Raw genomic sequence first — 26,807 nt, 5'->3', positions numbered from 1 at the left:
CGGGAGGTTACTGCCAGCGGCTCCAGACCGGGGTGAGATCGTCGGGCAACGCAGGCAGCTTGCCGAGGAGCGCGCGGCTCTCGGTCGGTCCATGGAAATCCGAGCCGCGCGACGCCAGAAAATCGTACTGACGCGCGACATCGGCATACTCGCGGTACTGCTCCGGCGTGTGGCTGCCGGTAATCACTTCAATCGCTTCGCCGCCCAGTTCGCGGAACTGATCGAACAGTACCCCGAATTCGAGCGGTGAGAATTTATAACGGCCCGGGTGCGCCACGACGGCAATGCCGCCCGCGCCACGAATCCATTTCACGGAATCTTCAAGCGTTGCCCAGCGGTGCGGCACATAGCCGGGACGCCCCTCGGCAAGATACTTCGCGAACACGTCCGAGACCGACGCGCATTTGCCTATTTCCACCAGATACCGCGCGAAGTGGGTGCGCGAAATCAGGTCAGGATTGCCAACGTAGCGCAGCGCCCCTTCGTAGGCGTTCGGAATACCCGCCGCGGCCAGTTGTTCGCTCATCTGCTCGGCGCGTGTCGCCCGCCCGCCGCGTGTGGCCGCAAGGCCGTCGATCAGCGTGGGATTGTCGGGGTCGATGTTCAACCCGACGATGTGCACCGTGCGATTGGCCCATGTGATGGAAATTTCCACACCGCTCACGTAACGCATGCCAAGCGCCTCGGCCGCCGCACGCGCTTCACGCTGGCCGCCGATCTCGTCGTGATCCGTCAATGCCCACAGGTCGACACCGGCCTCAAAAGCGACCTGCGCGACTTCAGACGGCGTAAGCGTACCGTCCGAGACTTTGGAATGACAATGAAGATCCGCGTTGAGCATGATGAGGCCAGGCTGTGACACGTCTGCCCCGCCGGACACCAGCGAGTGACGTTGTAATGACGGCTTCATTCTACCGCGCAAGTGCACGCTGCGCGAGTTGCTCGCGCGCCGACGCCCGCTTATGTCCCGCTCATATCCCGTTTACGCCCGGCAGAAGTCGTCGATCAGCCGTGCCACAGCTTCCGGTTGATCGTGATGCAGCATGTGGCCCGCATCGGCCACGAAGGCTTCCGTCAAATTCGGAAAGACCTCAAAACGCTCGCGGAACGCCTCCTTCCCCTGCGCCCCGACGAAGTGTTGCAGCACTTCCGAATCCGTTGCCTCCACATGCAGCACCGGTGCGCTCACGTTGCCCCATACCGCCATCGCTTCATCGAGCCGGTACGGATACGGATTGGCGATCTTGTGCGCCGCATCGGCAAGCAAATGCCATTGCCCGTCGCGCGCCTGGCGCGCCCACCGTTGGGCCAGCCACGCCGCCCGTTCGGGAGTGAGCCGTGGATTCGTCTTGCGCAGCCGCGCGGCCACCGCGTCAAGCGTGGCGTAGGGGCGCAGCGTCGGCACGCTTTGCAGATCGTCGAGCCACCGCCCCAACTGACGGATCGCCGCAATCGGCTGAGACGGCGGCAGACCGAAACCCTCCAGATTCACAAGCCGCCGAACCCGCGCCGGCCGCACCCCGGCGTACAGGCAGGCGACGTTCCCGCCCATGCTGTGTCCGATCAGGTTAATGGCGTCGCCGGGCCCGGTGTAGACGTCAAGCAAGGCCTCGAGATCGGCGAGATAGTCGGGAAACCAGTAGCTGCCGCAGCGGCCGTCGGCCACCGGCCAGTCCGTGAGGCCGAAGCCGCGCCAGTCGGGGGCAAGCAGATGCCAGCGCTGCGCCAGCGTTTCGGCCACGAACTGGAACGACGCCGACACGTCCATCCACCCGTGCAGTAAAAACAGCTTCGGTGCACCGGGCGTGCCCCACTGCCGGACATGGTGGCGCAGGCCGCGCACAGTCAGAAATTCGGATCGCGAATCGGTCATGACGCTGGCGGATAGTGAAGAGCGAAAGGATTGGGGAACGCCGAGTATATCGGCTTCAAAATTGGTGCATCGACTGCGCCGTCACTCGCTCGCCTGAAGGGCCGCGAGTTCGTCATCGTCGAAGCCCGCCGCCCGGCGCGCCTCCAGATTGAACGGTCCTCGCAGACGCGGCGCACGGTACTGGACGGCCAGCCGGGAATACGTCTCGATGGGATCGCATCCGGCGCGCTCGCAGCCCCAGCGATACCAACGGTTACCGATGGCGACATGCCCGATTTCGTCGCGCAGAATGATGTCGAGAATGGCCGCACCGGCAGCGTCGCCTGCGCTGGCCAGCTTCGCCTTGATCGGCGGACTGGCGTCCAATCCGCGCGCCTCCAGCGTACGCGGCACCAGGGCGAGACGCGCCAGCCAGTCGCCGGACGTCCTGCGCGCCATCTCCCACAGACCGTCGTGCGCCGGGAAGCATCCGTAGGCGTAGGCATCGCCTAACGATTTCAGATGCGTCGAGAGCAGCGTGAAGTGATACGCCTCCTCTGCGGCGACCCGCAGCCAGTCGTCGTAATACGCGGCAGGCAGGCCATCGAAGCGCCATAGGGCGTCGAGCGCGAGATTGATCGCGTTAAATTCGATATGGGCGAGCGCGTGCAGCAAAGCGGCGCGTCCCTCCACCGACGTGACAGCGCGGTGCTTCAGCTCACGTGGAGACACCAACCGGGGTAATGCCGGACGTCCCGGAATGCCCGCATCGTGCGCTTCGGCCTCGCCAGCCGGATCGGACGCCCTCGCCACCCCGTTCACTTCAGCGGCTTCAGCCGCATCGAAGCGCCGTTCGGGGCGCCAGTGCGCGGCGCCTTCGCGCACGGCATCGCGAAGCGCCGCCACGCCCTCAGCCTTCTGATACGGATCGCACAGGCGCAGAAGGCCGAGCGCGCGCTCGCGGGCACAATTGGGCGCGTAGGAGGCGTCGCCAGACGGGACGTGTTGGGTGGAACTGCCGGAGAAGGCGTTGCAGGCGGTATCGCCGCCGGGCGCGGGAGTGAAGTCGGCCATGACGTTACAATAGCTATTTCGTCGATTTTAACCGCGAACCGAAGCCGCTATGCCGATCTATAAACTTGGAGACAAGACCCCGCAGATCCACGAGAGTGCTTTCGTGGCCGACACTGCCACCATCATCGGCGAGGTGATCCTCGCAGAGAACAGCAGCGTTTGGCCCGGGGTGGCGATCCGCGGCGACAACGAGCCGATCAAGGTCGGTGTGGGCACGAACGTACAGGAAGGTGCCGTCCTGCATGCCGACCCGGGCTATCCGCTCACGCTGGCCAACGGCGTAAGCATCGGCCATCAGGCAATGCTGCACGGCTGTACGGTGGGCGAGAACTCGCTGATCGGCATTCAGGCCGTGCTGCTCAATGGCGCAGTCATCGGCCGCGACAGTCTGGTGGGCGCAGGGGCGCTGGTCACCGAACGCAAGACCTTCCCCGACCGCTCCCTGATTCTGGGCGTGCCCGCCAAGGTCGTACGCGAGCTGACCGATGAGGAAGTCGCCAACCTGAAGCGCAACGCGGACGTCTACGCGACACGCCGTCAGGTCTTCAAGGAACAACTGGTGCGCATCGGCTGATGCGAACCACCGGCGCCAACGCGCGCCGGCGGCCCGGCGCACGGGCCTGGGCTGCCCGACGTGTTGAAAATGCGGTGCGCGCCCCCAAATAACGCAACATTAACGCGCCAATCACCGGCTTTTTGTGCGACATCTGGCCCGTTCGTGCGGTTTTTGTTCCCTACACCGCCACTCGCCATATTGACCGCCGTTGCCGCATTTTTCAGGAATTCAACCGTGTCCGATCAACTTCAGAAATTCATGTTCGACGCCGCCCCGGTGCGCGGTGAATACGTCAGCCTCGACGCCACCTGGCGCGCGGTGCTGGAGCGCCATGACTACCCGCTGCCGATACGCCATCTGCTCGGTGAAATGATGGCTGCAGCGGCGCTGCTCACGGCCAACGTCAAATTCGACGGCGCCCTGATTCTGCAACTGCACGGCGACGGCCCCGTCACCATGATCGTGGTCGAATGCAACGCCGACCTGACGATGCGCGCCACGGCGAAGTACAGCGGCGAGATTCCTGAAGATGCGACGCTCAAGTCGCTCGTCAACGTCAATGGCCATGCGCACTTCGCCATCACGCTCGACCCCCGCGTCAAACAACCGGGCCAGCAACCGTATCAAGGCATCGTGCCGCTGTCCGACGAACATGGCCCCCTGCCCGACATGGCATCGGTACTCGAGCACTACATGCACCATTCGGAGCAACTCGATACGCGCCTGTGGCTGGCATCGGACGACAACCACACGGTCGGGATTCTGTTGCAGAAGCTGCCGGGGCATGGCGGTACGGCAGGGGCCGGCGCCGAGCTGGCCCCCGAGTTCGATGAGGACACCTGGAATCGCGTCTGTCAGTTGGGTAACACACTCAAGCGCGACGAAATGCTGAGTACCGATCGGGAAACGCTGCTGCATCGCCTGTTCTGGGAAGAAACGGTACGTGTATTCGAGCCGCAAGTCGCGTCGTTTCGCTGCACTTGCTCGCGCGAGCGGGTCGCCAACATGCTGCGTACGCTAGGTGAGGCGGAGGTCATGAGCGTGTTCGACGAGCGTCCAAACGTCGAAGTGGCGTGCGAATTCTGCCGCCAGACCTATCATTTCGACAAGGTGGATGCGGCGCAGCTTTTTGCCGAGCAGCCGCACACCGCACCGTCCGTGCAGCATTGAGAGGCGTTGAGATCGCCGGGCGCGGAACGACCCGCGTGCCGGTGAATCTCACGTCATGTCATGAGGCCTTCGGTCTCACTGCTGCGCTGCCAATCCACGGGGATTCGTTCATGTCGCGACTCGCTCCCAACGCACACGCCGCCGGTTCGCTGCGCGTCCGGCGAATTCGGTCAGTCACCGGCGCGCTCGGCGCATCGGCGCTGATGCTCGTCGCCGGCTGCGCGCCGTTGCAAATACCGCCCCCTGACGCGCCGGCGGCGCGTCTTCCGCAGACGCAAGACGCCCCTGCATTGACCGAAGCGCAGAAACAAGACCTGACACGCCTGAACAAGCGCATCTACGACGAGCAGGAAACGGCCATCGAGCGCGAACGCGCACAACGCGCGTTTGACGACGCCATGCGCAGCTATAACAGCAACGCCTACTTCTATGGCGGCTGGGGAAGCCCTGGGTGGTACGGCCCCGGCTGGTATGGGCCAGGCTGGTACGGCCCCGGATGGTATGGCCCGCGCTCGTCGGTTGGCATCGGCATCGGCTTCTGAGCGACACCGTGCATGAAATAAAAAAGGCGTTCCCGAGGGAACGCCTTTTCGTTTTACCGTTCGCACATCATGCCAGCGACGATCAGTGATGCTGAGTCTTGTGCGCCGACTGCGCCTTGCCCTTCGTTTGCGACGATGGCGTAGCGGCAGGCGGGGCAGCCGCGACCGACTTGTGCGCCGGCTCGGTCGACGACACCAGCGGCGCATCGGCGCCGGATGCCGCCTGCGGACCACCAGTGCCGTCGGGTGCGACGAACTGCACGAACACTTCGCCGTCCTTGACCATGCCCAGCTCGAAACGAGCGCGTTCCTCGATCGCCGCCGTGCCTTCCTGCAAATCCTGCACTTCGCCGGCAAGGCGATCGTTACGTTCCTTCAACTGCTCGTTCTTTTGCTGTTCGGCGCTCAACTCGTCGCGCAGTTCGTGCACGTACAACCAACCACCGTGGCCGAACCAGAGCGGATACTGGATGGCCGCCAGAAGCAGCACCAGTACCAATGTCACCATTCGCATGCTTTCGCCTGGCAAGAATTCCGGGAAGTGCGTCCCGACCGGAGGCGGGGCTCAGCTTCCCGGGGAAACGGAATTAGCGCAGATTGTAAAACGTTTCCTTACCCGGATACGAAGCGATATCGCCAAGATCTTCTTCGATACGAAGCAGCTGGTTGTACTTCGCGATACGGTCGCTGCGCGAGAGCGAACCGGTCTTGATCTGACCGGCGTTCGTACCGACGGCGATGTCGGCGATCGTCGAGTCTTCGGTTTCGCCCGAACGGTGCGACACCACGGCCGTGTAACCGGCGCGCTTGGCCATTTCGATGGCGGCGAAGGTCTCGGTGAGCGTACCGATCTGGTTGATCTTGATAAGGATCGAGTTGGCGACGCCTTGCTCGATACCCTGCTTCAGGATCTTCGTGTTGGTCACGAACAGATCGTCACCGACCAGTTGCACCTTCTTGCCCAGCTTCTCGGTCAGGATCTTCCAGCCGGCCCAGTCGTCTTCCGACATGCCGTCTTCGATCGAGACGATCGGGAACTTGTCGCACAGGTTGGCGAGGTAGTCGGCGAACTCTTCCGAGGTCAGCGACAGGCCTTCACCGGCGAGTTCGTACTTGCCGTTCTTGAAGAACTCGGTCGAGGCGCAGTCCAGGGCCAGCAGCACGTCGTCACCCAGGCGGTAACCTGCGTTTTCGACGGCTTGCTGAATGGTCGTCAGGCACTCTTCGTTCGACGCGAAGTTCGGTGCGAAACCGCCTTCATCGCCCACGGCCGTGCTCATGCCCTTCTCGGAAATGATCTTCTTCAGCGCGTGAAAGATTTCGGCGCCGCAACGCAGGGCTTCGCGGAAGCTCGTCTGACCGACGGGCATCACCATGAACTCCTGGATGTCCAGGCTATTGTTGGCGTGCGCACCGCCGTTGACGATGTTCATCATCGGCACCGGCATTTGCATGGCGCCCGAACCGCCGAAGTAGCGGTACAGCGGCAGACCGGCTTCTTCCGCCGCCGCCTTGGCCACGGCCATCGACACGGCCAGCGTGGCGTTCGCGCCGAGGCGCGACTTGTTGTCCGTGCCGTCGAGTTCGATCAGGGTCTTATCCAGGAAGGCTTGTTCTGCTGCATCCAGGCCCATGATCGCTTCCGAAATCTCGGTGTTGATGTGCTCGACTGCCTTCTGCACACCCTTGCCGAGATAGCGCTCCTTATCGCCGTCGCGCAGTTCGATCGCTTCGCGCGAGCCGGTCGATGCGCCCGACGGCACTGCCGCACGGCCCATCACGCCCGACTCCAGCAGCACGTCGCACTCGACCGTCGGATTGCCGCGCGAGTCCAGCACTTCGCGCCCGATGATATCTACGATTGCACTCATGTATTCCTCGGTAACTGAATGACAAAAACGCTAAAGGGAACCTGCATCGCGCCGCAGCCCGTCACATGCCGCGCGCACGTCGGGCGCATGCGCCGAATCCTGACGTGGGCACCGATGCCGCACTTCTGCGCACACCGGCCGAACTTCAGTTGAAATGATTTTCCAGAAACTCACCCTGCTTCACCGCCGCGTCAATCGTCTTGAGCGTGGTGAGCAGTTCTCGCATGCGTCCGAGCGGCACGGCATTGGGGCCGTCCGAAAGGGCGCAGGCCGGGTCCGGGTGTGTTTCCATGAACAGGCCCGACACGCCCACGGCCACGGCCGCACGCGACAGCACCGGCACGAACTCGCGCTGGCCGCCCGAACTGGTGCCCTGACCGCCCGGCAGTTGTACCGAATGCGTTGCGTCGAACACGACCGGCGCCCTGGTCTCGCGCATGATCGCGAGCGAGCGCATGTCCGAAACCAGATTGTTGTAGCCGAACGAGACACCTCGCTCGCAGGCCATGAACACGTCATCGGGCAGACCGGCTTCACGCGCGGCGTCGCGGGCCTTGTCGATGACGTTGATCATGTCGTGCGGCGCGAGAAACTGCCCCTTCTTGATGTTCACCGGCTTGCCGGACTGGGCGCAGGCACGGATGAAATCCGTCTGACGGCACAGGAACGCAGGCGTTTGCAGCACATCGACGATGGGCGCGGCCACGGCCACGTCTTCTTCGGTGTGCACATCGGTCAGCACCGGCACGCCGAGTTGACGGCGCACTTCCTCGAGAATCTTCAGGCCAGCCTCGCGCCCAGGGCCGCGATACGACTTGCCCGAACTGCGATTCGCCTTGTCGAACGACGACTTGTAAATGAACGGGATGCCGAGCGCGCTCGTCATTTCCTTGAGCTGCCCCGCGACGTCGATGGTCATTTGCTCCGACTCGACGACGCAGGTGCCTGCGATCAGGAAAAACGGCTTATCCAGGCCAACGTCGAAACCGCACAGTTTCATGGGAACTCCTTGTCTCTCGCTCGCGGCAGCTCAGTCTCAGGCAGCCTTCTTGCGCGCTTGCTGACCTGCCAGCGCCGCTTCAACATAAGCCTTGAAGAGCGGATGGCCGTCGCGCGGCGTCGAGGTGAATTCCGGGTGGAACTGAACGCCCACGAACCACGGGTGCACCTGCTGCGGCAGTTCCATCATCTCCGGCAGGTTCTCGGTCGGCGTACGCGCCGAAATCACCATGCCGGCAGCTTCGAGCTGCGGAACGTAGTAGTTGTTGACTTCGTAGCGGTGGCGGTGGCGCTCGTTGACCGTGTCGCCATAGATGCGCGAGGCCATCGTTTCGGCCTTGATCGGCACGCGCTGCGAGCCCAGGCGCATCGTGCCGCCCAGATCCGAATCTTCGGTACGCTGCTCGATCTTGCCATCGCGGCCCTGCCACTCGGTAATGAGGGCGACGACCGGATGCGGCGTCGACGGATCGAACTCCGTGCTGTTGGCCTCGGCCAGCTTGGCCACGTCGCGTGCGAACTCGATCACGGCGAGCTGCATGCCGAGACAGATGCCCAGATACGGCACGCGATTCTCGCGAGCGTAGCGGACCGCCTTGATCTTGCCTTCGGTACCGCGGCGACCGAAACCGCCCGGCACGAGAATGGCGTCCAGATGCTTAAGCGCATCCGTGCCGTCCTTCTCGATCTGTTCGGAATCGATGTACTCGATATTCACGCGCGTTTCCGTGTGGATGGCGGCGTGACGCAGCGCTTCGATAAGCGACTTGTACGACTCGGTCAGATCGACGTACTTGCCGACCATGCCGATGGTGACCTCATGCTTCGGATTCTCGACGGCGTGCACCAGACGCGTCCACATGGACAAGTCGGCCGGCTTGGCTTCGATCTTCAGCTCGTCGCAGATGATCTTGTCCATGCCCTGGTCATGAAGCATCTGCGGAATCTTGTAGATCGTGTCGACGTCCCAGACCGAGATCACGGCGTCCTGCGGAATGTTCGCGAACAGCGAAATCTTGGCGCACTCGTCTTCCGGAATCTGACGGTCGGCACGGCACAGCAGCACGTCCGGCGAAATACCGATTTCGCGCAGCTTCTGCACGCTGTGTTGCGTCGGCTTGGTCTTGAGTTCGCCTGCCGTCGCAATGTACGGCACGAGCGTCAGGTGCACGAAGGCCACGCTGTTGCGCCCCAGGCGCAGATTCATCTGACGTGCGGCCTCGAGGAACGGCAGCGATTCGATATCGCCCACCGTGCCGCCGATTTCGACGATGGCCACGTCCGGATGGCCGTCCCAGGTCGAACGCGCGCCGCGCTCGACGAAGGCCTGAATTTCGTTGGTGATGTGCGGAATGACCTGAACGGTCTTGCCGAGATATTCGCCACGGCGCTCCTTGCGGATCACCGATTCGTAGATCTGGCCTGTCGTGAAGTTGTTCGCACGGCGCATCTTGGCGCTGATGAAGCGCTCGTAGTGGCCCAGATCGAGGTCGGTTTCCGCACCATCCTCAGTGACAAACACCTCGCCGTGCTGAAACGGGCTCATCGTGCCCGGGTCGACGTTGATGTAGGGATCAAGCTTGAGGAGGGTGACTTTGAGGCCACGCGATTCTAGAATCGCGGCCAGAGATGCGGCAGCAATTCCCTTACCAAGAGAGGAAACCACGCCGCCCGTGACAAAAACGAATTTGGTCATCGCAGTAATTGCTCGCGGGAAAGCCGGATTATACCCGAAAGCTTCCTTGCCCTCGAGGTGCGGCGCGGCAAATTTTGGCCTTGACAGGCCATCGCGCGCACCGCCCCGGTACGGCAGGCACACTACGGCATGAATCTGCCCGGCTCGGCTACCTTCAGGCGCGGGCCGCCCGCATAAGTCTCATGCCGCGAGCGGGTGCCGGTGTTCGCCGCGCAGCTCCGCGAGCATGTCGCGCACCGCCGCTGCGGTCTCCAGCGGGTGCTCCATCGGAAAGAGATGGGTGCCGTGGACATAACGCAGATGAGTGCCCACGATACGCCGCGTCGCCCCGATTCCCGCCTGCCGCAACTCGCGCGATTCGGTACCTGCCAGAAAGCCGACCGGCACCGGCACGCCGCGCATGGCCCGTGCGGCAAGCTGCGGCGGCAGCGTCAGATAGATTCGATATTCGATTTCGCGGGCGAATGCCAGACGCCGGGCCTCGCCCTCCCCCGTCGGCAAGGTGCCGCAATCGATGTAGTCGCGCAGCACGTCCGGATCCCAATTGGCAAACACCGGCTTGCTGGCGAAATGCCGCCATGCCGCCTCCCAGTCGGGCCAGCGATCGCGGCGCCGCTTGGTCACGCCGGCAGGCGAGAGCCGTTCGTAAAGTCCGGTGAGCATCCCCAGCCGCAGCATTTGCGTGCGCCACCCCGGCGTAACGATGGGGGAATCGATCATCACCACGCCCCGCACGCACTGTGGTGCCTTGAGCGCAGCCATGAGGCTCAGGAAGCCGCCGAGCGAATGCCCGACGAGCCAGACCGGCTCCCCGTGATATTCGCGCTCGAGCGTGTCGACCAACTCGTTGCGCAAATAGCGCCAGCCCGGCGTGACCGGATAGCGCGGGTCGTGACCGATACGGTCGATGGCACGCACGTCGTACTCGTCGGCCAACGCGCCGAGCATCTTGCGATAGACGCCTGCGGGGAAGCCATTGCCGTGCGAAAAATGGATGATCTCTCTTGTCATGGAATTCTTCATGTTGCCAAACCAGCCCGATGGGAATTTCACCGGAGTCGGAAGGCGCGACGCTACCGCCCCTGCCCGCCCAGTCTACCCCCCCCGAATCCACTGTCGGCCAATCCGGCCGTCTGGCACTTGTCGAACCATTCTAGCGAACCGCCCGTCGAGTGCATTGAGTGCCGGTAGAGGTTTCAGTCGAATCGCGAAACCTGGGCCGGACCGGCGCCACGTCCCCACACCCGCGCCGTCAGGCACCGCCCCTACACGTCCGGATCAGTGGCGTGCCAGTACCGGCGGTATTGCTCGCGGTAGGACAGTGCCTCGATCCCATCTCCGGTGATCGAGAACCGAACGCCTCCGTGCGCCACCGTTTGCCAAATCCGAGCGCCTGCTGCCCGATAGCGCGCAACCACAGCCGGCCTCGGATGTCCGAATCGATTCCGATAGCCCGTTTGAAACACCACATGGCCCGGCGACACCGCCTCCACGAATTCGGACGTCGACGAGGTCAAACTCCCGTGATGCGGCACGAGCAGGACGTCCGAGTGCAAATCCGCCCCGAAGCGCGCCAGCATGGTGCGCTCCTGGGGTGCTTCGGCGTCCGCTGCGAGTAGCGCACTGTGCTTCCCGCTCGATACGCGCAACACGCAGCTCACACCGTTTGGCCCGACGCGCCCGCCCCAGCCATCGCGCAACGTCGCAGTGTCCGGGTGCAGAAACCGGAACGTCACGCCATCCCACGTCCACTGCTGTCCCGCGAGGCAAGTTCGATGAGCAGCGGCGGCGCGGCGCACCCGATGCGTCGCAGGCAGCGACGAAAACACCTGTGCGTGCGGATACGCCCTCAACACACTCAACGCGCCGCCAAAGTGATCGTCGTGGGCGTGGCTGACGACGAAACGGTCGAGCCGCTCGACACCCTGCGCCCGGAGATAGGGGACGATCACACGGCGCCCCGCATCGCTGCGCCGTCCCAACGGCGGGCCGGCGTCAAAGAGCAGCGTGCGCGTTGCCGTCTCGACGAGCACGGCATTGCCTTGCCCGACATCGAGCATGGTGACGCGAAACGCCTCGGCACCGGGGCGCGGCGACGAAGCGAGCCATGCCGGCACTATCAGCGCAAAACCCGCGAAGCGAACACCACCCCGCCAAGCCTTCGCCCTGCGCATTCCCATTCCGACAGGCAGCGGCATCAGGCACGCGATCACACCGCCGACCGCCGCCACCTGTGCCCAAGGCGGCGCAACCCCTGCACGCCACACGGCCCATGGCAATGCCGCCAGCATGCCGAGCCAATCCGCCAGCCAGACGACCACCGCATGCGCCAGCGCCAACGCCCAATGTGACAACGTCGCGGGCAAGAGCAGGCTAGCCAGCGCCAGCGGCGTCACGATCAATGTCATCAGCGGAATAGCGACGGCGTTTGCCAACGGCCCCAGCAACGGCACCGCACCAAACCACGCAAGCGTCAACGGCACGAGTCCTATCGTGACCGCGTATTGCGCGCGCGCCGCCTGCCACAGAGAGGCAAATGCCGCGGCTCGCCAGCGGCCAAACACGCCGATGCTGCGCGTGCTGCTCGCAGCGTCTCGCGCGCTAAGCGGCCTTTCGGACGCAAGGGACGAAAGAGACCGGTGGGACACCTCTGACGCGTCCAGCGCATTGAGCGCACCGGGCGTAGTGGAGGCATGCACCCCTTCAGACGCCCCGCGCCGCCGTGCTACCCGCCATCGGTCGCGATGTCTCGCGGCCAACACCAGCGCGGCGACTGCGCCGAATGAGAGCCACAGGCCCGGTGTGACCACGGCCCACGGATCGAGCGCGACGATGACGGCCAGCGCCCACATCAGCACGTAAGACGGCGCAGCGAATCGGCCATTGAGCAGCGCCAGAACCAGAATCGCCACCATGCCTACTGCCCGACGCACCGGCACGCCCCACCCGGCGACCGCCCCATATGCCACTGCGGCAAGCAGACCCGCAACCGCCGCGGCCTTCGGCGCCGGCCACCATAGTGGCAAGCCGAAATGCCTCCCGCATGCCCGACGCCACAGCGCGCCGGCGAGCGCGGCAAACACCCCGGCAACCAGCGATACGTGCAGCCCCGAGATCGCCAGCAAGTGACTCACCCCCGTATCGGCAAACACCTGCCAGTCGTCGTCTGCAATGTCGCCACGCTCTCCCAGTGCAAGCGCCATCAACACGCCGCCATATCGCGCCGACGGTCCGAGCGCGATCCGAAAGTCGTCGCGCAGCCGCTCGCGCCACGCAGCGAAACGGTATCCCGGCATCGGCCCGGATTGCAGACGCCGTGCGCCGCCTACGTTTGACGCCCTGCCCCCGCCATAGGAAGTGCGCACATATCCTGTCGCACGGACGCCCCGTGCAAGCGCCATCAATTCGGCGTCGAATCCGTACCAGTTTGCAAAGCCTCTGGGGGACGTCAGTCGCACGGGCAATTGCCATCGCTCACCTGCCCGCGGACGTCCGGGGCCTGTCGGACCCGCACGCTCGGCAGGCCCTTGCGTTTGCCCGACGTCGGCAACTCGCACCACTTTCTGGCGACCGAAAAACGAATGCCCCGGCCAGACCAGTTCGATGTGCGCCGGCACATGCACTGGCCCGCACGACGCCGCTCCGCGCTTCGAATCGTGTCGCTCGCCACGCGTCCCGGACACTGCTTCCGGCGTCTCCATGACTGGCAACGCGCACCCATCGCCAGTGAGATACGCGTGTTCCACATCGAACGCGAACCGCAGTCCGTCGCCCGCCGACACGGGCAGCTCAGCCACGGTGCCGACGACCAACAGGTCTTCCCCCTCAAGCACGGTGGAGAAACGATCGCTCAATCGCACTTCTGCCCGAAGCGCCGCCCATGAATACCCGAGCGTCGCCGCACACAACGCAAGCGCTGTCACCACGCACCGCTGACGCCATCCTTGAACGGCACACACCGCACTTCGTGCCGGGTCAGCGCCACCAGTGTCCGTCGACGCGCCCGCGCCAGCGCGCCCGCTCCGTGTCACCGCCCAGAGTGCGCACGCCAACAACACGCCCCCGGCGAGACCCATGGCCGTAGCGAGTACCCGCCCGCCTGGCAAGGCCGAAGCCTGTTGCAGCCACCAGACGCCCGCGACCCACGCAAGCAGCACAACTCTCATGACGTCACCACGTCATGTCTCAAAGACCGCGCAACGCCGCAGCGTCAGCGCGCAGGTTCGTTGGAGATGAGGGAGGTGTCTGCGGCAGGCCCGTCACCGGGAGTCATGGCCATGGCCCCTGGCAGACGCGGTAGCACGCGCCACGCATTGGCACACGTCGCCTTCGACAGCGCGTCGATCGACACGCCGCGAAGATCCGCCAGCACCTGCGCGATGCGTGGCAGTTCGACCGGGCTATTGCGTTGCTTGTAACGCCACGCCGGCGCAATGTCGGGTGCGTCGGTCTCCAGCACGAGGGCATCGAGCGCCACGTCCACTGCGAGACGACGAATCTGTAAGGCACGATCGAACGTCATCTGACCGCCAACCCCCAGGCAGAAGCCGCGCTCGACAAACATATCCGCCTGCTGGCGGCTGCCGTTAAAGGCGTGAGCGATACCGCCGCGCGGCGTGAAGATGCGCAGTTGCTTGAGCAATGCGTCCTGCGAGCGGCGTACATGAAGGATGACGGGCAAATCGAAGTCGCGCGCGATCTTCAATTGCTCGACGTAGAAGAACTGCTGACGCTCGGGATCAAGTGTCCTGACGAAAAAATCCAGCCCGATCTCGCCGATACCGACAAAACGCGGATCGCCCATCGCCCGCTCGACGGCGCGACGCAACGTGGCAATGTCTTCATCACGCGCACGCGGCGTGTAGAGCGGGTGAATGCCCAGCGCATAGGCGCCGCCGGAGATCGCCCCGGCAGCAGCGCGCGCCGCGTCGAACGTCGCGCATTCAACAGCGGGTACCACCAACCCCACCACGCCCGCAGCGGCAGTGTCGGCAATTACAGTCGCACGGTCGGCGTCAAACTCGGCCGCATCGAGATGGCAATGGGTATCGATCCACATGGTCAGGTGTCCTTGAGCGTCAATTCTACGGGTCGATGACAAGGCTCGCACGCCGCGCCGTTGATGACCATCGGAAAACACCGCGTTACAGTCTAGGACGTTGCCGAAACTGACGTTGCTTCGCTCGCGCCTGAAAAGCAAAACGCCGGGGATCCCCCGGCGCTTCGCCAATTTCGCCCGACATCCGGGGCCAGCGCGCTCGCCCGATGTTCAGGCCGGTTCGAGCACGCCTTCGCGCAGCCGCAACGCGCGATCGCAACGACGGGCCAGATCGATATCGTGCGTCACGATCACGAAGCTGGTCTTCAGCGTCTCGGACAACTCGAGCATCAGTTCGAACACCGTCTCGGCGGTATGGCCGTCAAGGTTGCCGGTCGGCTCATCGGCCAGCACGCAAGCCGGCTGCGTCACGAGGGCTCGCGCCATCGCCACGCGCTGACGTTCGCCCCCCGACAGCTCCGACGGGCGATGCTTCACGCGCGGGCCCAGCCCGACGCGCTCAAGCATCGCCTGCGCCGTTTTGCGCGCTTGCTCGGTCGGCAAGCGACGAATCCGCAGCGGCATCGCCACGTTATCGAGCGCCGAGAATTCGGCCAGCAGATGGTGAAACTGATAGACAAAGCCGAGCGACCGATTGCGCTGCGCCGTCTTGTCACGCTCTTTGAGCGACGAGAACGGCTTGCCCAGCAGCGACACCTCACCACGCGACGGGTCGTCGAGCCCGCCCAGCACATGCAGCAGCGTGCTCTTGCCCGACCCCGACGCGCCCACGATCGCCACCTTCTCACCAGGTAACACGTCGAGACTCGCGCCGCTGAGCACCGTCACATTCAGTTCGCCTTGCCGGAACGTCTTGTGGAGATCGCGCGCGCTCAGCACCGGGCCGTCGTAAGCAAGGTTCGACACGGGAGCCATGGGTTTGTTGGCGTCATTCATAGCGCAGGGCCTCCGCCGGCTTGACACGCGAAGCACGCCAGCTCGGGTAGATCGTCGCGAGCGCGGAAAGGATGAAGGAAATCACCCCGATGCGGATCACGTCCGTCGATTGCAGATCCGAAGGCAATTCGGAGATGAAGTAAATGTCTTGCGGCAGGAAGTGTATGCCAAGCAAGCGCTCGATGAACGGCACGATGGTGCCGATGTTGACCGACACCAGACAGCCCAGCGCCACCCCGAGCAACGCCCCGGCGAAGCCGATGGTCACGCCCTGCACGATGAAGATCTTCATGATCGAACCGGGCTGTGCACCGAGCGTGCGCAGAATAGCGATATCCGCGTACTTGTCGGTCACCGTCATCACGAGCGAGGACACCAGATTGAAAGCGGCCACGGCGATGATGAGCGTCAGGATGATGAACATCATGCGCTTTTCGGTCTGCACGGCGATGAACCAGTTCTTGTTCTGCTGCGTCCAGTCGCGCACCCACATGTTGCCGGTCAGCGTCTTGGCAAGGTCACGCGCGACAAGCGGCGCCTGCTCCATGTCCTGAATTTTCAGACGCACGCCCGTCGGGCCATCAAGACGGAACAGCGTCTCGGCGTCGTGCAGATCGATGAGCGCGAGCGAACTGTCGTATTCATAGTGTCCCGCCGTGAAGATGGCCACCACGGTGAATTGCTTCACGCGCGGTAGCACCCCGGCCGGGGTAATGGTTCCCTGTGGCGCCACCAGTGTGATCTTGTCGCCGATGGTCACCCCCAGCGCCCGGGCCAGTTCGCGTCCGAGCACGATACCGAATCCGCCCGGTGTCAGGTTGGCGAGCGTGCCGTCCGTAATCTGCTTGCCGAGATCGGAAACCTTGGCTTCCTCGCTGGGAACGATACCGCGCAGCACCACGCCGCGCACGTTGTCGTCACGCGTGAGCATGGCCTGCTCGCCCACATAGGGAGCGGCAGCAATGACGTTCTTGTTCTGTAGCGCCTCGGCGGCCGTGCGCTGCCAGTCGGGCAGATTGCCGTCGACGGCGAAGACCTCGATGTGTGCCAGCACGGAGAGCATGCGGTCCCGAACTTCCTTCTGAAAGCCGTTCATCACCGAGAGCACCACAATGAGCGCTGCCACGCCCAGCGCAATGCCAGCCATGGAGATGAAGGAAATGAAGGAAATGAAACCGTTGCCGGATGATCGCTTGCCGGTGCGCGTATAGCGCCAGCCGATCTGCCATTCGTATGGGAATTTCAAACGGATTCCTGATTCTTGATAAGGATCGATCGGAGCGTAGCGGCGCCGGTCTGCACTGGCGTCCGGGCTCCGCGCCCGGCCCCTGCCCGGCGCGAAGGACGGTACGTTCCGTACCTGACGTCAGGGTCACCCAACTGCCAGCGCGAAGTTTGCCATACAATTCGCCTCGACATGGATACACCTGCCTTGCACTTTCTCTTGCCGTTCGCGCTGCCCGCGTCGGCCCACTTGCCCGCACTGCTGGCCGGATTGGAGTTGCCCGCGCTCGAAAAGTTGCTCGCGCGCGGCGTCCAGTCGGCGCAAGACGTGCCGGAAGACCCGTTTGTTCCCACGCTGCCGCATGAACGCTGGCTGGCCGACGCCTTTGGCCTGCCCGGCGGGCCCTCGCGCGCGCCACTAGCCCCCTTCATGCTGCTGGAAGACAGCGGCACGCTCGACACCCGCTTCTGGTACTGCGCGCAGCCCGCGCACATCCATATCGCCACCGACCATCTGGTGCTGACGGCCCCGTCTGAACTGGCGCTGAGCGCCGAGGAATCGGCGGCCCTCTTCACCACGGCGCACGCGCTGTTTGCCGAGGAAGGCGCCGAGCTGATCGCCCCGCGTCCCGACCGGTGGTATCTGAGCGCGCCGGCGCTGGGCGACCTGCTCACCGCGTCGCCCGCGCGGGCTGCCGGCCGGAACGTCGATATCTGGCTGCCGCAAGGCAAGGCCGAACTGACGTGGCGCAAGTGGCAGAACGAAGTGCAGATGGCCTGGTACGACCATCCGGCCAATCAGGCTCGCGAAGCACGCCGCCTGCCGCCGGTCAATGCCCTCTGGCTGTACGCCGGGGGCCAGCGTATCGCCGCCCCGCGTCTGAACCGGCCTTGCGTGACCATTCTGGCGGACGACCCCGCGACACGCGGCCTGGCCACCCACCTGCAAATCGCCTTGCACGGCACCGACGCCGGTCTCGCCGCCGCAGACGGCCGCACCCTTGTGCAGATCGACACCCTCACGCCGTATTTCCTCGTGGAAGACTGGGCGCGCTGGCGCGATGCCCTCGTCGACATCGACCGCATGTGGCTGGCACCCGCGCTTGAGCGCATCGCCAAGGGGCAAGCGCGCGAAGTCGCACTCACTTTGTGCGGCGACAGCCACAGCGTGACGATCCGCTCGCGCAGCAGCGACCTGCGCAAGTTCTGGCGCCGACAGCCGCTCGGCGCCTGCATGGTGCCGCTCGCCCGGCTTGGCGAGGAAGTGGCATGACCGACATCGTCACCCGCCATGTCGACGACGCGACGGCCGACGCCCTCTCGCGCGACGGCGTCCACCCGGTACTCGCCCGCCTGTTCGCCTCGCGCGGGGTGGCCGAGAGCGCCGAGACGGAAACGGCGCTCGCCCGCCTGATACCGCCCGCACAGCTCAAAGGGGCGCAAGACGCCGCCGTTTTCCTTGCCGACGCTATCGCCGCAGGCAAACGCATGCTGGTGGTGGCCGATTACGATTGCGACGGCGCAACCGCCTGCGCCGTGGCCGTGCGCGGTCTGCGTATGTTCGGTGCGAAGGTCGAGTATCTGGTGCCGAACCGATTCGAATACGGCTACGGCCTGACGCCCGAAATCGTGGCGTTGGCCGCGCGAGGCAAACAAGGGCCACCCGACGTATTGATCACGGTCGACAACGGCATTGCCAGCCTCGACGGCGTGGCTGCCGCGCAGGCGCTCGGCATCGAAGTCGTGGTGACGGATCACCACTTGCCCGGCAGCGAATTGCCCAACGCGCGCTGCATCGTCAACCCGAACCAGCCGGGCTGCGAATTCCCGAGCAAGAATCTGGCCGGTGTCGGCGTGATGTTCTACGTCCTGCTCGCGCTTCGGGCCGAGTTGCGTGCACGCGGCGCGTTCGATGCGCGCGAACAACCCCGTCTCGACGCATTGCTCGATCTGGTCGCACTGGGCACGGTCGCGGACGTCGTCAAACTTGACGCCAACAACCGCATTCTGGTGGCGCAGGGACTTTCGCGGATGCGCGCAGGCCGCATGCATCCGGGCATCAACGCCCTCTTTCGCGCGGCCGCCCGCAATGCACGGCAGGCAGGCAGCTTCGATCTGGGCTTCGGCCTCGGCCCGCGCCTGAACGCCGCCGGACGCCTCGCCGACATGTCGCTCGGCATCGAGTGTCTTCTCACGGACGACGACGGCCGCGCGTGGACGCTCGCGCAAGAACTCGATGCAATGAATCGCGAACGCCGCGAAATCGAAGCCGGAATGCAGCAGGAAGCGCTGGCCGACCTGGCGCGCTTCGATCCTCGCGCCGCCACCACGCTCTGCGCTTTCAACGAAACGTGGCATCAGGGCGTCATCGGAATCGTTGCCGCGCGCCTCAAAGAGAAGTTCTATCGTCCGACCATCGTGTTCGCCCCAGGCGACGACGGGCAGATCAAGGGCTCCGGCCGCTCGATTCCCGGTTTCCACCTGCGCGACGCGCTCGATCTGGTCACGAAACGCGAACCGGGCCTGATCGGCAAGTTTGGCGGCCATGCGATGGCCGCTGGCCTCACGATAGCTGCCGACGCCCTGCCGCGCTTTCAGGCGGCATTCGAGGCGGTTGGACAGGCATGGCTCGACGAGAAGACACTGTCTCGGGTGATCGAAACGGATGGCGACATTGGCGACGAGTGCTTCGTGCCGCCGTTCGTCGCGTTGCTCGACGCGCAAGTGTGGGGGCAAGGCTTCCCGCCACCGGTGTTCTCGGGCGAGTTCGATGTGCTCTCGCAAGCCATCCTCAAGGACAAGCACCTGAAGCTGCAACTCGGTCGTGGACGCATGCGCTTCAATGCCATCTGGTTCAATCACGCCGACACGTTGCCAAGCCGTGCGCGGTTCGCGTATCGACTGGCCGCAGACACCTTCAACGGCGTGTCGCGCGTGCAGATGATCGTCGAGCACGCGCAGGCCTGACGCGACGCGAAGCGCTTGCAGATCCGCAGCGCACCGTGTCGGACTCTCCGCCCCCCCGGCGAGCACTTCACGCAACGACTCGCCTGCGTTCCCGTCTGGCGGGAAAACTACGCGGACTGCGCCTCGGCGACGTACTCGTGCATCACGCGCAGGAAGGCTTCGCGCGCAGGATGCACGTCGACACCGCGATGCCGGACGAAGAAGTTCGGCACGGCAGCGAGGTCCTCCATCGCATGTCCCACGATGTTCGCCTCCTGCCGGTATCGCAGATAGATGCCGCGCGGCACGAGTGAGTAACCCACGCCCGCGCCGACACAGGCTACGATGGTCGCGTAACTGCCGTAGCTCAGAATGCGGCCCGGCGTGACGGCGTTCGCCGCCAGCCATTGCTCCATCGTGGCGCGATACGGGCAGCCCGGCGGCCACATCAGGAGCGTGGCGCCCGACAGGTCCGACGCTTCGAGCACCCGTCCCGCCCGCGCCGGCGCCACCAACACGATCGGCTCGCGGTAGACCTCATCGGACACGACAACGGCCTGCGCCTGCGCTTCGAGGCAGGCCGTGCCCGCAATCAGGGCGGCGTCGACACGGCCGTGCTGGATCTCGTCGAGCAAGTTGAGCGACGTATCGGTCACCAGATTCAAACGAACCTTCGGATACGCGGCATGGAACCGCGCCAGCACCGCAGGCAAGCGCGACGTCGCCGACGACTCGATGGCCCCCAGCGAAAAGTCGCCGGACGGCTCGCTGGCCGGATTGAGCGCCGCGCTGGCCTCGCGCGCGAGTGCCAGAATCCGCTCCGCATAGCCCAGCAGCGTGCGCCCGCTCGGGGTGAGTTGCAGACGTCGCCCCTGCCGGTGAAAGAGCTTGACGCCTACCGTGTGTTCAAGCGCCCGGATGCGCGCCGTGACGTTCGACTGCACACAGTGCAGTGCTTCGGCAGCGCCAAGCACGCCGCCTTCGTCGACGACGGCCTTGAAGGTCTGAAGTTGCAGAAAATCCATGAACGTCTCCCGGGCCAGGCCGCAGACAACAGGAATTGGATCGAATCGACCCATGTTAAGCGACGAGCGGCAACACTTCAATAATAGTGAACAAAATCGCCTCAACATTTCACTTTTTTAGCGTAACGGAAAGGCATAAGCTTCGGGTTATCCCTAGTGCGACGTCTGCCACGGCATCCCGCCGCGGTCAGTCCATCGCCACTCCCGAAGGAAGTCACATCATGCTCCGCCCTCTGTCCGCCGCTGCCCAAGTCAACGCCTTCACACCGGTGGTGGCTGCGCCGGTCACGCCGCTCGGCCTGTTCTTCCGCGCCGTCGATCAATGGCGCCAGCACTATGAGCAGACGTTGCAGGCGGAAGCCCTCGCCTCGTTCGACGACACGTCGCTCGCGGACGCCGGCTACGCCCGCGACGCCTTCGGTCTGCGTCGCGCCGCGCGCTGAGATATCCCTGAAATGTAGGGGGAATGGGGGCTTCGCTGCGCTATAATTGCGGTTTTCCCGAATTCGCAACCGTCATAGCTCATGGAAGCCGAACGCCTTAACGCCCTTGAATCCCTGCTCGCCGACCTGCGCACCCGCGTTGGCGAGCTCAGGGGGTATCTTTGACTTCGATGTCAAGCAAGCTCGCCTGATTGAAGTCAACAAAGAACTCGAAGACCCCAACATCTGGAACGATTCCAAACGTGCGCAGGCACTGGGCAAGGAAAAGAAGGCGCTCGACAGCATCGTCACCAACCTGACCGAACTCGACGCCAGCCTTTCCGATACGCAGGAACTGTTCGAAATGTCCCGCGACGAGGGCGATGAAGACTCGTTGCTGGCGCTCGAGAGCGACACGCAGGGTCTCGCCGCACGCGTGGGCGAGATGGAGTTCCGCCGGATGTTCAACAACCCGGCCGATCCGAACAACTGCTTCATCGACATCCAGGCCGGCGCCGGCGGCACCGAGGCCAACGACTGGGCCGGCATGCTGCTGCGCCAATACCTGCGCTATTGCGAACGCAAGGGCTTCAAGGCCGAAGTGCTCGAAGTGTCGGACGGCGACGTCGCGGGCATCAAGAGCGCCTCGCTGAAGGTCACTGGCGACTACGCCTACGGCTATCTGCGTACGGAAACCGGCGTGCATCGTTTGGTGCGCAAGTCGCCGTTCGACTCGTCGGGCGGTCGCCACACGTCGTTCGCCAGCCTGTTCGTGTATCCGGAAGTGGACGATTCGATCGACATCGACATCAATCCGGCCGACGTGCGCACCGACACGTATCGCGCCTCCGGTGCAGGCGGTCAGCACATCAACAAGACCGACTCCGCTGTTCGTCTGACGCACATCCCGACCGGCATCGTCGTGGCCTGCCAGAACGACCGTTCGCAGCACCGCAACCGCGCCGAAGCATGGGACATGCTCCGCTCGCGCCTGTTCGAACACGAGATGCGCAAGCGTCGCGCCGAGCAGGACAAGCTGGAGTCGAGCAAGACCGATGTGGGCTGGGGCCATCAGATTCGCTCGTACGTGCTCGACCAGTCGCGCGTCAAGGACCTGCGCACTGGGGTGGAAACCGGCAATACCGGCAAGGTACTCGACGGCGACCTGGACGACTTCATCTCCGCGAGTCTCAAGCAGGGAGTGTAAGGAATGGCGTTTGTCCGCACGCTAGCCGTGTGGGTGGTGAGTGCGTTGTGCATGCAGCGCGCCGCCATTGCTGCCCCGGCCAGCACGCCGGGCGCACCCGGTGCAAATCCCGAGACGGGACCGTACCTGCATGAACTGCTCAAGCGCCCGGACTTCTCGGGCGCGTATGCGCGCATTGTCGCGCCGCGCGGTGTTCCCGCGTGGGTGCGTCAGGGGGGTACGTCGACGCCGTCGCAACGCGTGAGTGTGGCCGGCAAGCCCTGGTTGCTGGTGCAAAGCTGCAAGCCGCACGACTGCCCTAGCGAGTACGTCCACATTTTGTATGAGCCGCGCTCACAGGCGATCGCGGCGCTGTTCGTGCGAGACCCGAGTGCGGCGGCCAATGCCGGAGCGCATCAGGATCGCACCGAACTGATCTGGCTGGGCGCGCCCGACGGCTCGCTCAAGAATGCCCTGCTGCACACGCTACGTTTTACCGAATAACCTCATCGCTCGCATCATGACCGATCAAAACACTCCGGCCCAAACGGCCACTCCGGCTGGCGACCTGCCGCAGGACGACAACAAGCTCATCGCGGAGCGTCGCGAGAAGCTGCAGGCACTGCGCGCCAACGGCGTCGCGTTCCCGAACGATTTCCGTCCCGAGAATCAGGCCGGCGATCTGCAGGCGCGCTTCCAGGACGTGGATAACGAAACGCTCGAAGCCGAACCCATTCCCGTGTCGGTGGCCGGGCGCATGATGCTCAAGCGTGTGATGGGCAAGGCCGCCTTCGCCACGGTGCAGGACGGCAGCGGTCAGATCCAGTTCTTCATCGGCCGTGACGACGTCGGCACCGATTCCATGGCTGCCTTCAAGGGCTGGGACATCGGCGACATCATCGCCGCAACCGGCACGCTGTTCCGCACGCGCACCGGCGAACTGTCGGTTAAGGTGAAGGAGCTGCGCCTGCTCGCCAAGGCCCTGCGCCCGCTGCCGGACAAGTTCCACGGCTTGTCGGATCAGGAAACGAAGTACCGTCAACGCTACGTCGACCTGATCACCTCGCCCGAGACGCGCAGCACGTTCCGCGCTCGCGCCAAGGCCATCGCCTCGATCCGCAAGCACATGACGGACGCCGACTTCATGGAAGTCGAAACCCCGATGCTGCACCCGATCCCGGGCGGCGCCGCAGCCAAGCCGTTCATCACGCATCACAACGCGCTCGACATGCAAATGTATCTGCGTATCGCGCCGGAACTGTATCTGAAACGCCTGATCGTCGGCGGTTTCGAGCGTGTGTTCGAGATCAACCGTAACTTCCGCAATGAAGGCGTGTCGCCGCGCCACAATCCGGAATTCACGATGATGGAGTTTTATGCAGCCTATACGGACTACCGTTGGCTGATGGACTTCACCGAATCGCTGATCCGCAATGCGGCGATCGATGCGCGCGGCACCGCAACCATCCAGTATCAGGGTCGCGAACTGGACTTGTCCAAGCCGTTCCATCGCCTGACGATCGTCGAAGCCATCCGCAAGTACGCGCCGGAGTTCACCGACGCGCAACTGGCCGATATCGACTTCGTGCGCGGCGCATTGGGCAAGTACGGCGTGAAGGTCGATGCGCCTCAGTTCAAGAACGCCGGTCTGGGCGCGCTGCAACTGGCGTTGTTCGAAGAGACGGCCGAGAGCCAATTGTGGGAGCCGACCTTCATCATCGACTACCCGGTGGAAGTCTCGCCGCTGGCACGCGCATCGGACACGCTGCCGGGCATCACCGAGCGCTTCGAGCTGTTCATCACGGGGCGCGAGATCGCAAACGGATTCTCGGAACTGAACGATCCGGAAGATCAGGCTGCCCGCTTCCGGGCGCAAGTCGAGCAAAAGGACGCCGGCGACGAAGAAGCCATGTATTACGACGCCGACTACATTCGCGCGCTCGAATACGGCATGCCCCCCACGGGCGGCTGCGGTATCGGCATCGACCGTCTGATCATGCTGCTCACCGACAGCCCCAACATTCGCGACGTGCTGCTCTTCCCGCACCTGCGCCGCGAAGACTGATCGCAGGGCAGCAGGCGGGTCCCCTCGCCTCGCACTACGGTCACCATGAAAATGCCGCAGCCCTCGTCAGGGCGCTGCGGCATTTTTTTGTCCTCGGAATTTGGAAAACCAAGCACGTTAAGTCTCGCTGCGTGGCCGCGCACTAAAAAAAGGCGTGCTTGACCTCTGCGTCCTCGCCTTGCTCGCCAAGGGTGATAGCCACGCCTATGACCTTGCGCGGCAGCGCGAGCTGTATTGCATGGCCCGCCCGGCTGATCGAACACGTGCGCCTTCGCCGAATTCGAGCGCGCCGGCGCCGAGGCCATCACCCGCGCCAACCGGCGCAAAATATTTCTAAAATACCTGTTCACCGCGATAAGCGGACGGCCAGTCGCCATCCAGTCGCAGCCAGCGACGCGAGATGGGCAGAATCGCACCGCTCGCGCCTTCCTCCACCAACTGGCGTAGCGCGAGCGAGGACAGCGTCTTCGTGTCGGTCGGAAATGCGAGAAGAAATGTGCGATTAACGGCGACGGCGGCAAACTCGTCCACGTCGAAGTGTTCGACCATCGACTGGTAGAGATTGCCCAGCACCAGACCGCCTGCAGGTGCCATCCAGTTACCGCGACAGCCACCGATCAGGGTACCGTCGTCCAGCCGGGCAATGCCAAACTCGAAGTGCCGCGCCGACCAGGCGCGCGAGAGGTTCGATGCCGCTTGCGCAAACGCCGCTTCGAACGTCAGACCGGCGTCATGCAGATCCTGGGATTGCAACCGGCGCAGCCCTGTCGGGCCATCGAGCACGAGCGTGACGAACACGTCGTCGGAAAACGGCTCGCTGACGTCGCCCGACGGATCATTCGTGTCGACCCAGGTGCGTTGCACCACATACGGATAGACGTGCGGATGGGCGGCCACATCGAACGGAGTATCCAGCGGGGGCAATGTATCGATCATGACGTTGGCGCAAATAGGCGAAAATGACGTTCACAGACAATACGCGCCATTATGCGCGCGCCACCGCCGCCGCACATGCAGTGCAATCAACTGCATCGTCAACGTCACCGCTAACAGCTATACGCCGCACGGCCCACGGCCCCATCGGATGACGTCGCCTGACGATTCACGTCTGCCCTCCCGCACGACTTGTTTCATTTGTTAAGACACGCCCTCACGACGGGTGCGATGAATGCCGTCACCCTAGGAAAATCTCCATATATCTCATAGACTTATCCTGCCATTGCAGCGCACCTGAGGAGGTGTCGCTACGATGCACATCTTACATCGCGTTACAAAATGAAACGTACGCCGCGCTTGCCTTGACGGAAACTTTTCTCATGCGAAACGCCCGTGCCCGCCAGCACGTAGAAAGGGGTTCGCAACAACCGCACGATGGAGAAAACAACATGGATAACGATCTGCAACCGCGTCGCATGCATCCCCTGGCCGCTGCGGCTGCCGGCAGTATCGTCGTCGTCAGTCTGCTCGGCGTCGCCGCGATCACAGGCGTGCTGCCTGTGGCCAAGAGTACGGATGGCCCCACGCCGACCAGCAACAGTTCGCAGTACGCACTGACCTCGGCGGCACAACCGTCATCGCCTTCGCTGCAATCGCCGCAGGCGCAGCCGCAAGCCTCGCAACAGGCGCCGTTACAAGCACCGCAGCAGGCCTTGCAACAGGCACCGCAGCAACCGCCCCAACAAGCGCAGTACGCGCCGCCGCAGGCGCCGGCACAACGTGCCCCTGCCCCGCAGCGGTCGTACGCACAAACGTCAGAAGCGCCCGCCAAGCAACGGGCGGCAACGTGTTCGACGTGCGGCACCGTGCAGTCGATCGAACCGATCCGCACGCAGGGTAGCGCTTCAGGTCTGGGCGCCGTCGGTGGCGCAGTCGCGGGTGGTCTGCTGGGCAATCAGTTCGGCGCCGGTAACGGCCGTACCGCAATGACGGTGGTCGGCGCACTGGGCGGTGGTCTGGCCGGCAATGAAGTCGAGAAGCGCGTGCGCTCCGAGACTGTCTATCGTGTGTACGTGCGCATGGACACCGGCACGACGCGCTACTGGACGTATCAGTCGGCACCGGGCGTGCAGCCGGGCGACCGTGTGCGCCTCGAGAACAACGGGCTAGTGCGCGCGGGATGATCGCGGCAGCCGATGCCTCATCATCGATGTCTGCCGTAACCCGCATCGCAGAAAACGCAAAAGC

At 64.1% G+C, this 26,807-nt stretch carries 24 protein-coding genes; 10 read left to right on the top strand and 14 right to left on the bottom strand.

The genetic code is table 11. The features are described from left to right. Positions 1-7 precede the first annotated feature (7 nt). From PCO31110_RS12325 to PCO31110_RS12315, 3 genes are all read right to left on the bottom strand, one after another. Complete coding sequence (locus PCO31110_RS12325) at positions 8-841, bottom strand: 3',5'-nucleoside bisphosphate phosphatase (RefSeq protein ID WP_010807431.1); 834 nt, start codon at positions 839-841, stop codon at positions 8-10. A gap of 141 nt (positions 842-982) precedes the next feature. Further along, positions 983-1,873, bottom strand: a complete 891-nt coding sequence (locus tag PCO31110_RS12320) for an alpha/beta fold hydrolase (protein WP_150690559.1) — start codon at positions 1,871-1,873, stop codon at positions 983-985. Between the two features lie 81 nt (positions 1,874-1,954). Then, positions 1,955-2,926 (bottom strand): ferritin-like domain-containing protein, encoded by a 972-nt coding sequence (locus PCO31110_RS12315; RefSeq protein WP_150690558.1) that lies wholly within the window; start codon positions 2,924-2,926, stop codon positions 1,955-1,957. Between the two features lie 49 nt (positions 2,927-2,975). On the opposite strand from PCO31110_RS12315, the gene PCO31110_RS12310 reads away from it, so the two are divergent. The 3 genes from PCO31110_RS12310 (at position 2,976) to PCO31110_RS12300 (ending at position 5,194) form a co-directional block, all read left to right on the top strand. Beyond that, positions 2,976-3,500, top strand: a complete 525-nt coding sequence (locus tag PCO31110_RS12310; RefSeq protein ID WP_010807434.1) for a gamma carbonic anhydrase family protein — start codon at positions 2,976-2,978, stop codon at positions 3,498-3,500. Positions 3,501-3,716: 216 nt separating this feature from the next. Beyond that, positions 3,717-4,652: an Hsp33 family molecular chaperone HslO gene (gene hslO, locus PCO31110_RS12305; RefSeq protein ID WP_010807435.1), complete on the top strand. Its 936-nt coding sequence runs from the start codon at positions 3,717-3,719 to the stop codon at positions 4,650-4,652. A 110-nt stretch (positions 4,653-4,762) separates the two neighbouring features. Continuing rightward, on the top strand, positions 4,763-5,194 hold the full coding sequence (locus PCO31110_RS12300; RefSeq protein ID WP_150690557.1) for a hypothetical protein: 432 nt from the start codon (positions 4,763-4,765) through the stop codon (positions 5,192-5,194). Between the two features lie 82 nt (positions 5,195-5,276). Here the strand turns inward: PCO31110_RS12300 and ftsB are convergent, their stop codons facing one another. From ftsB to PCO31110_RS12255, 9 genes are all read right to left on the bottom strand, one after another. Then, entirely contained in the window at positions 5,277-5,708 is a 432-nt protein-coding gene (gene ftsB / locus PCO31110_RS12295) for a cell division protein FtsB (RefSeq protein WP_150690556.1), read from the bottom strand. A gap of 73 nt (positions 5,709-5,781) precedes the next feature. After that, positions 5,782-7,065 carry a phosphopyruvate hydratase gene (eno, locus tag PCO31110_RS12290; protein ID WP_010807438.1) on the bottom strand — a complete coding sequence of 428 codons (1,284 nt, stop codon included), beginning with the start codon at positions 7,063-7,065 and terminating at the stop codon, positions 5,782-5,784. Between the two features lie 145 nt (positions 7,066-7,210). Continuing rightward, positions 7,211-8,065, bottom strand: a complete 855-nt coding sequence (kdsA, locus tag PCO31110_RS12285) for a 3-deoxy-8-phosphooctulonate synthase (RefSeq protein ID WP_150690555.1) — start codon at positions 8,063-8,065, stop codon at positions 7,211-7,213. A 36-nt stretch (positions 8,066-8,101) separates the two neighbouring features. Then, positions 8,102-9,760, bottom strand: a complete 1,659-nt coding sequence (gene pyrG / locus PCO31110_RS12280; protein WP_150690554.1) for a CTP synthase — start codon at positions 9,758-9,760, stop codon at positions 8,102-8,104. Positions 9,761-9,940: 180 nt separating this feature from the next. Continuing rightward, positions 9,941-10,771: an alpha/beta fold hydrolase gene (locus PCO31110_RS12275; RefSeq protein WP_150690553.1), complete on the bottom strand. Its 831-nt coding sequence runs from the start codon at positions 10,769-10,771 to the stop codon at positions 9,941-9,943. Between the two features lie 254 nt (positions 10,772-11,025). Further along, complete coding sequence (locus tag PCO31110_RS12270; RefSeq protein WP_150690552.1) at positions 11,026-13,926, bottom strand: DNA internalization-related competence protein ComEC/Rec2; 2,901 nt, start codon at positions 13,924-13,926, stop codon at positions 11,026-11,028. A gap of 44 nt (positions 13,927-13,970) precedes the next feature. Then, the gene (locus tag PCO31110_RS12265) at positions 13,971-14,819 is read right to left on the bottom strand and encodes a TatD family hydrolase (RefSeq protein WP_150690551.1); all 849 of its coding nucleotides are present in this window, start codon (positions 14,817-14,819) and stop codon (positions 13,971-13,973) included. A 210-nt stretch (positions 14,820-15,029) separates the two neighbouring features. Next, positions 15,030-15,755, bottom strand: a complete 726-nt coding sequence (gene lolD, locus PCO31110_RS12260) for a lipoprotein-releasing ABC transporter ATP-binding protein LolD (protein ID WP_010807444.1) — start codon at positions 15,753-15,755, stop codon at positions 15,030-15,032. Further along, positions 15,748-17,001: a lipoprotein-releasing ABC transporter permease subunit gene (locus tag PCO31110_RS12255; protein ID WP_010807445.1), complete on the bottom strand. Its 1,254-nt coding sequence runs from the start codon at positions 16,999-17,001 to the stop codon at positions 15,748-15,750. The genes lolD and PCO31110_RS12255 overlap by 8 nt, the downstream gene beginning before the upstream one ends. A 171-nt stretch (positions 17,002-17,172) precedes the next feature. Here PCO31110_RS12255 and PCO31110_RS12250 point away from each other — a divergent pair, with 171 nt between their 5' ends. Together PCO31110_RS12250 and recJ are read left to right on the top strand one after the other, a co-directional pair. Beyond that, entirely contained in the window at positions 17,173-18,252 is a 1,080-nt protein-coding gene (locus PCO31110_RS12250) for a hypothetical protein (protein ID WP_010807446.1), read from the top strand. After that, positions 18,249-19,946: a single-stranded-DNA-specific exonuclease RecJ gene (recJ, locus tag PCO31110_RS12245; RefSeq protein WP_010807447.1), complete on the top strand. Its 1,698-nt coding sequence runs from the start codon at positions 18,249-18,251 to the stop codon at positions 19,944-19,946. Before PCO31110_RS12250 ends, recJ begins: the two co-directional genes overlap by 4 nt. 107 nt (positions 19,947-20,053) lie before the next feature. Here recJ and PCO31110_RS12240 read toward each other — a convergent pair whose 3' ends face one another. Further along, positions 20,054-20,950 carry a LysR family transcriptional regulator gene (locus tag PCO31110_RS12240; RefSeq protein WP_174979537.1) on the bottom strand — a complete coding sequence of 299 codons (897 nt, stop codon included), beginning with the start codon at positions 20,948-20,950 and terminating at the stop codon, positions 20,054-20,056. Positions 20,951-21,171: 221 nt separating this feature from the next. Between PCO31110_RS12240 and PCO31110_RS12235 the strand changes: the two genes are divergently transcribed. From PCO31110_RS12235 to lysS, 4 genes are all read left to right on the top strand, one after another. Continuing rightward, positions 21,172-21,393, top strand: coding sequence for a hypothetical protein (locus PCO31110_RS12235; RefSeq protein ID WP_010807449.1), 222 nt, complete (start codon positions 21,172-21,174; stop codon positions 21,391-21,393). 81 nt (positions 21,394-21,474) lie between these two features. Next, positions 21,475-22,579, top strand: a protein-coding gene (gene prfB, locus PCO31110_RS12230; RefSeq protein WP_174977150.1) for a peptide chain release factor 2 whose coding sequence is annotated in 2 segments (ribosomal slippage) — positions 21,475-21,546 and positions 21,548-22,579 — 1,104 coding nt in all. Because the reading frame shifts where the segments join, the coding sequence is not laid out codon by codon here. Between the two features lie 3 nt (positions 22,580-22,582). Then, complete coding sequence (locus tag PCO31110_RS12225; RefSeq protein ID WP_010807451.1) at positions 22,583-23,062, top strand: Ivy family c-type lysozyme inhibitor; 480 nt, start codon at positions 22,583-22,585, stop codon at positions 23,060-23,062. A gap of 16 nt (positions 23,063-23,078) precedes the next feature. Beyond that, entirely contained in the window at positions 23,079-24,623 is a 1,545-nt protein-coding gene (gene lysS / locus PCO31110_RS12220) for a lysine--tRNA ligase (RefSeq protein ID WP_010807452.1), read from the top strand. Positions 24,624-24,956: 333 nt separating this feature from the next. On the opposite strand, the gene PCO31110_RS12215 is transcribed toward lysS, so the two are convergent. Then, a complete protein-coding gene (locus PCO31110_RS12215; protein WP_150690549.1) occupies positions 24,957-25,559 on the bottom strand; it encodes a hypothetical protein in 603 nt (200 codons plus the stop codon). Between the two features lie 449 nt (positions 25,560-26,008). Here PCO31110_RS12215 and PCO31110_RS12210 point away from each other — a divergent pair, with 449 nt between their 5' ends. Next, positions 26,009-26,743 carry a glycine zipper 2TM domain-containing protein gene (locus tag PCO31110_RS12210; RefSeq protein WP_150690548.1) on the top strand — a complete coding sequence of 245 codons (735 nt, stop codon included), beginning with the start codon at positions 26,009-26,011 and terminating at the stop codon, positions 26,741-26,743. Positions 26,744-26,807: the final 64 nt, after the last annotated feature.

The sequence above is a fragment of the Pandoraea communis genome (genome assembly GCF_902459745.1).
Lineage (GTDB): Bacteria > Pseudomonadota > Gammaproteobacteria > Burkholderiales > Burkholderiaceae > Pandoraea > Pandoraea communis.
Note: the sequence above shows the minus strand (reverse complement) of the source record. Positions and strands in the feature narration are given on the sequence as shown.

Excerpts from the sequence above, each read along its gene's own strand:
- PCO31110_RS12325 (WP_010807431.1), bottom strand. The coding sequence starts at position 841 with ATGCTCAACGCGGATCTTCATTGTCATTCCAAAGTCTCGGACGGTACG.
- PCO31110_RS12320 (WP_150690559.1), bottom strand. The coding sequence starts at position 1,873 with ATGACCGATTCGCGATCCGAATTTCTGACTGTGCGCGGCCTGCGCCAC.
- PCO31110_RS12315 (WP_150690558.1), bottom strand. The coding sequence starts at position 2,926 with ATGGCCGACTTCACTCCCGCGCCCGGCGGCGATACCGCCTGCAACGCC.
- PCO31110_RS12310 (WP_010807434.1), top strand. The coding sequence starts at position 2,976 with ATGCCGATCTATAAACTTGGAGACAAGACCCCGCAGATCCACGAGAGT.
- PCO31110_RS12300 (WP_150690557.1), top strand. The coding sequence starts at position 4,763 with ATGTCGCGACTCGCTCCCAACGCACACGCCGCCGGTTCGCTGCGCGTC.
- ftsB (WP_150690556.1), bottom strand. The coding sequence starts at position 5,708 with ATGCGAATGGTGACATTGGTACTGGTGCTGCTTCTGGCGGCCATCCAG.
- eno (WP_010807438.1), bottom strand. The coding sequence starts at position 7,065 with ATGAGTGCAATCGTAGATATCATCGGGCGCGAAGTGCTGGACTCGCGC.
- kdsA (WP_150690555.1), bottom strand. The coding sequence starts at position 8,065 with ATGAAACTGTGCGGTTTCGACGTTGGCCTGGATAAGCCGTTTTTCCTG.
- pyrG (WP_150690554.1), bottom strand. The coding sequence starts at position 9,760 with ATGACCAAATTCGTTTTTGTCACGGGCGGCGTGGTTTCCTCTCTTGGT.
- PCO31110_RS12275 (WP_150690553.1), bottom strand. The coding sequence starts at position 10,771 with ATGACAAGAGAGATCATCCATTTTTCGCACGGCAATGGCTTCCCCGCA.
- PCO31110_RS12270 (WP_150690552.1), bottom strand. The coding sequence starts at position 13,926 with ATGAGAGTTGTGCTGCTTGCGTGGGTCGCGGGCGTCTGGTGGCTGCAA.
- PCO31110_RS12265 (WP_150690551.1), bottom strand. The coding sequence starts at position 14,819 with ATGTGGATCGATACCCATTGCCATCTCGATGCGGCCGAGTTTGACGCC.
- lolD (WP_010807444.1), bottom strand. The coding sequence starts at position 15,755 with ATGAATGACGCCAACAAACCCATGGCTCCCGTGTCGAACCTTGCTTAC.
- PCO31110_RS12250 (WP_010807446.1), top strand. The coding sequence starts at position 17,173 with ATGGATACACCTGCCTTGCACTTTCTCTTGCCGTTCGCGCTGCCCGCG.
- recJ (WP_010807447.1), top strand. The coding sequence starts at position 18,249 with ATGACCGACATCGTCACCCGCCATGTCGACGACGCGACGGCCGACGCC.
- PCO31110_RS12240 (WP_174979537.1), bottom strand. The coding sequence starts at position 20,950 with ATGGATTTTCTGCAACTTCAGACCTTCAAGGCCGTCGTCGACGAAGGC.
- PCO31110_RS12235 (WP_010807449.1), top strand. The coding sequence starts at position 21,172 with ATGCTCCGCCCTCTGTCCGCCGCTGCCCAAGTCAACGCCTTCACACCG.
- PCO31110_RS12225 (WP_010807451.1), top strand. The coding sequence starts at position 22,583 with ATGGCGTTTGTCCGCACGCTAGCCGTGTGGGTGGTGAGTGCGTTGTGC.
- lysS (WP_010807452.1), top strand. The coding sequence starts at position 23,079 with ATGACCGATCAAAACACTCCGGCCCAAACGGCCACTCCGGCTGGCGAC.
- PCO31110_RS12215 (WP_150690549.1), bottom strand. The coding sequence starts at position 25,559 with ATGATCGATACATTGCCCCCGCTGGATACTCCGTTCGATGTGGCCGCC.
- PCO31110_RS12210 (WP_150690548.1), top strand. The coding sequence starts at position 26,009 with ATGGATAACGATCTGCAACCGCGTCGCATGCATCCCCTGGCCGCTGCG.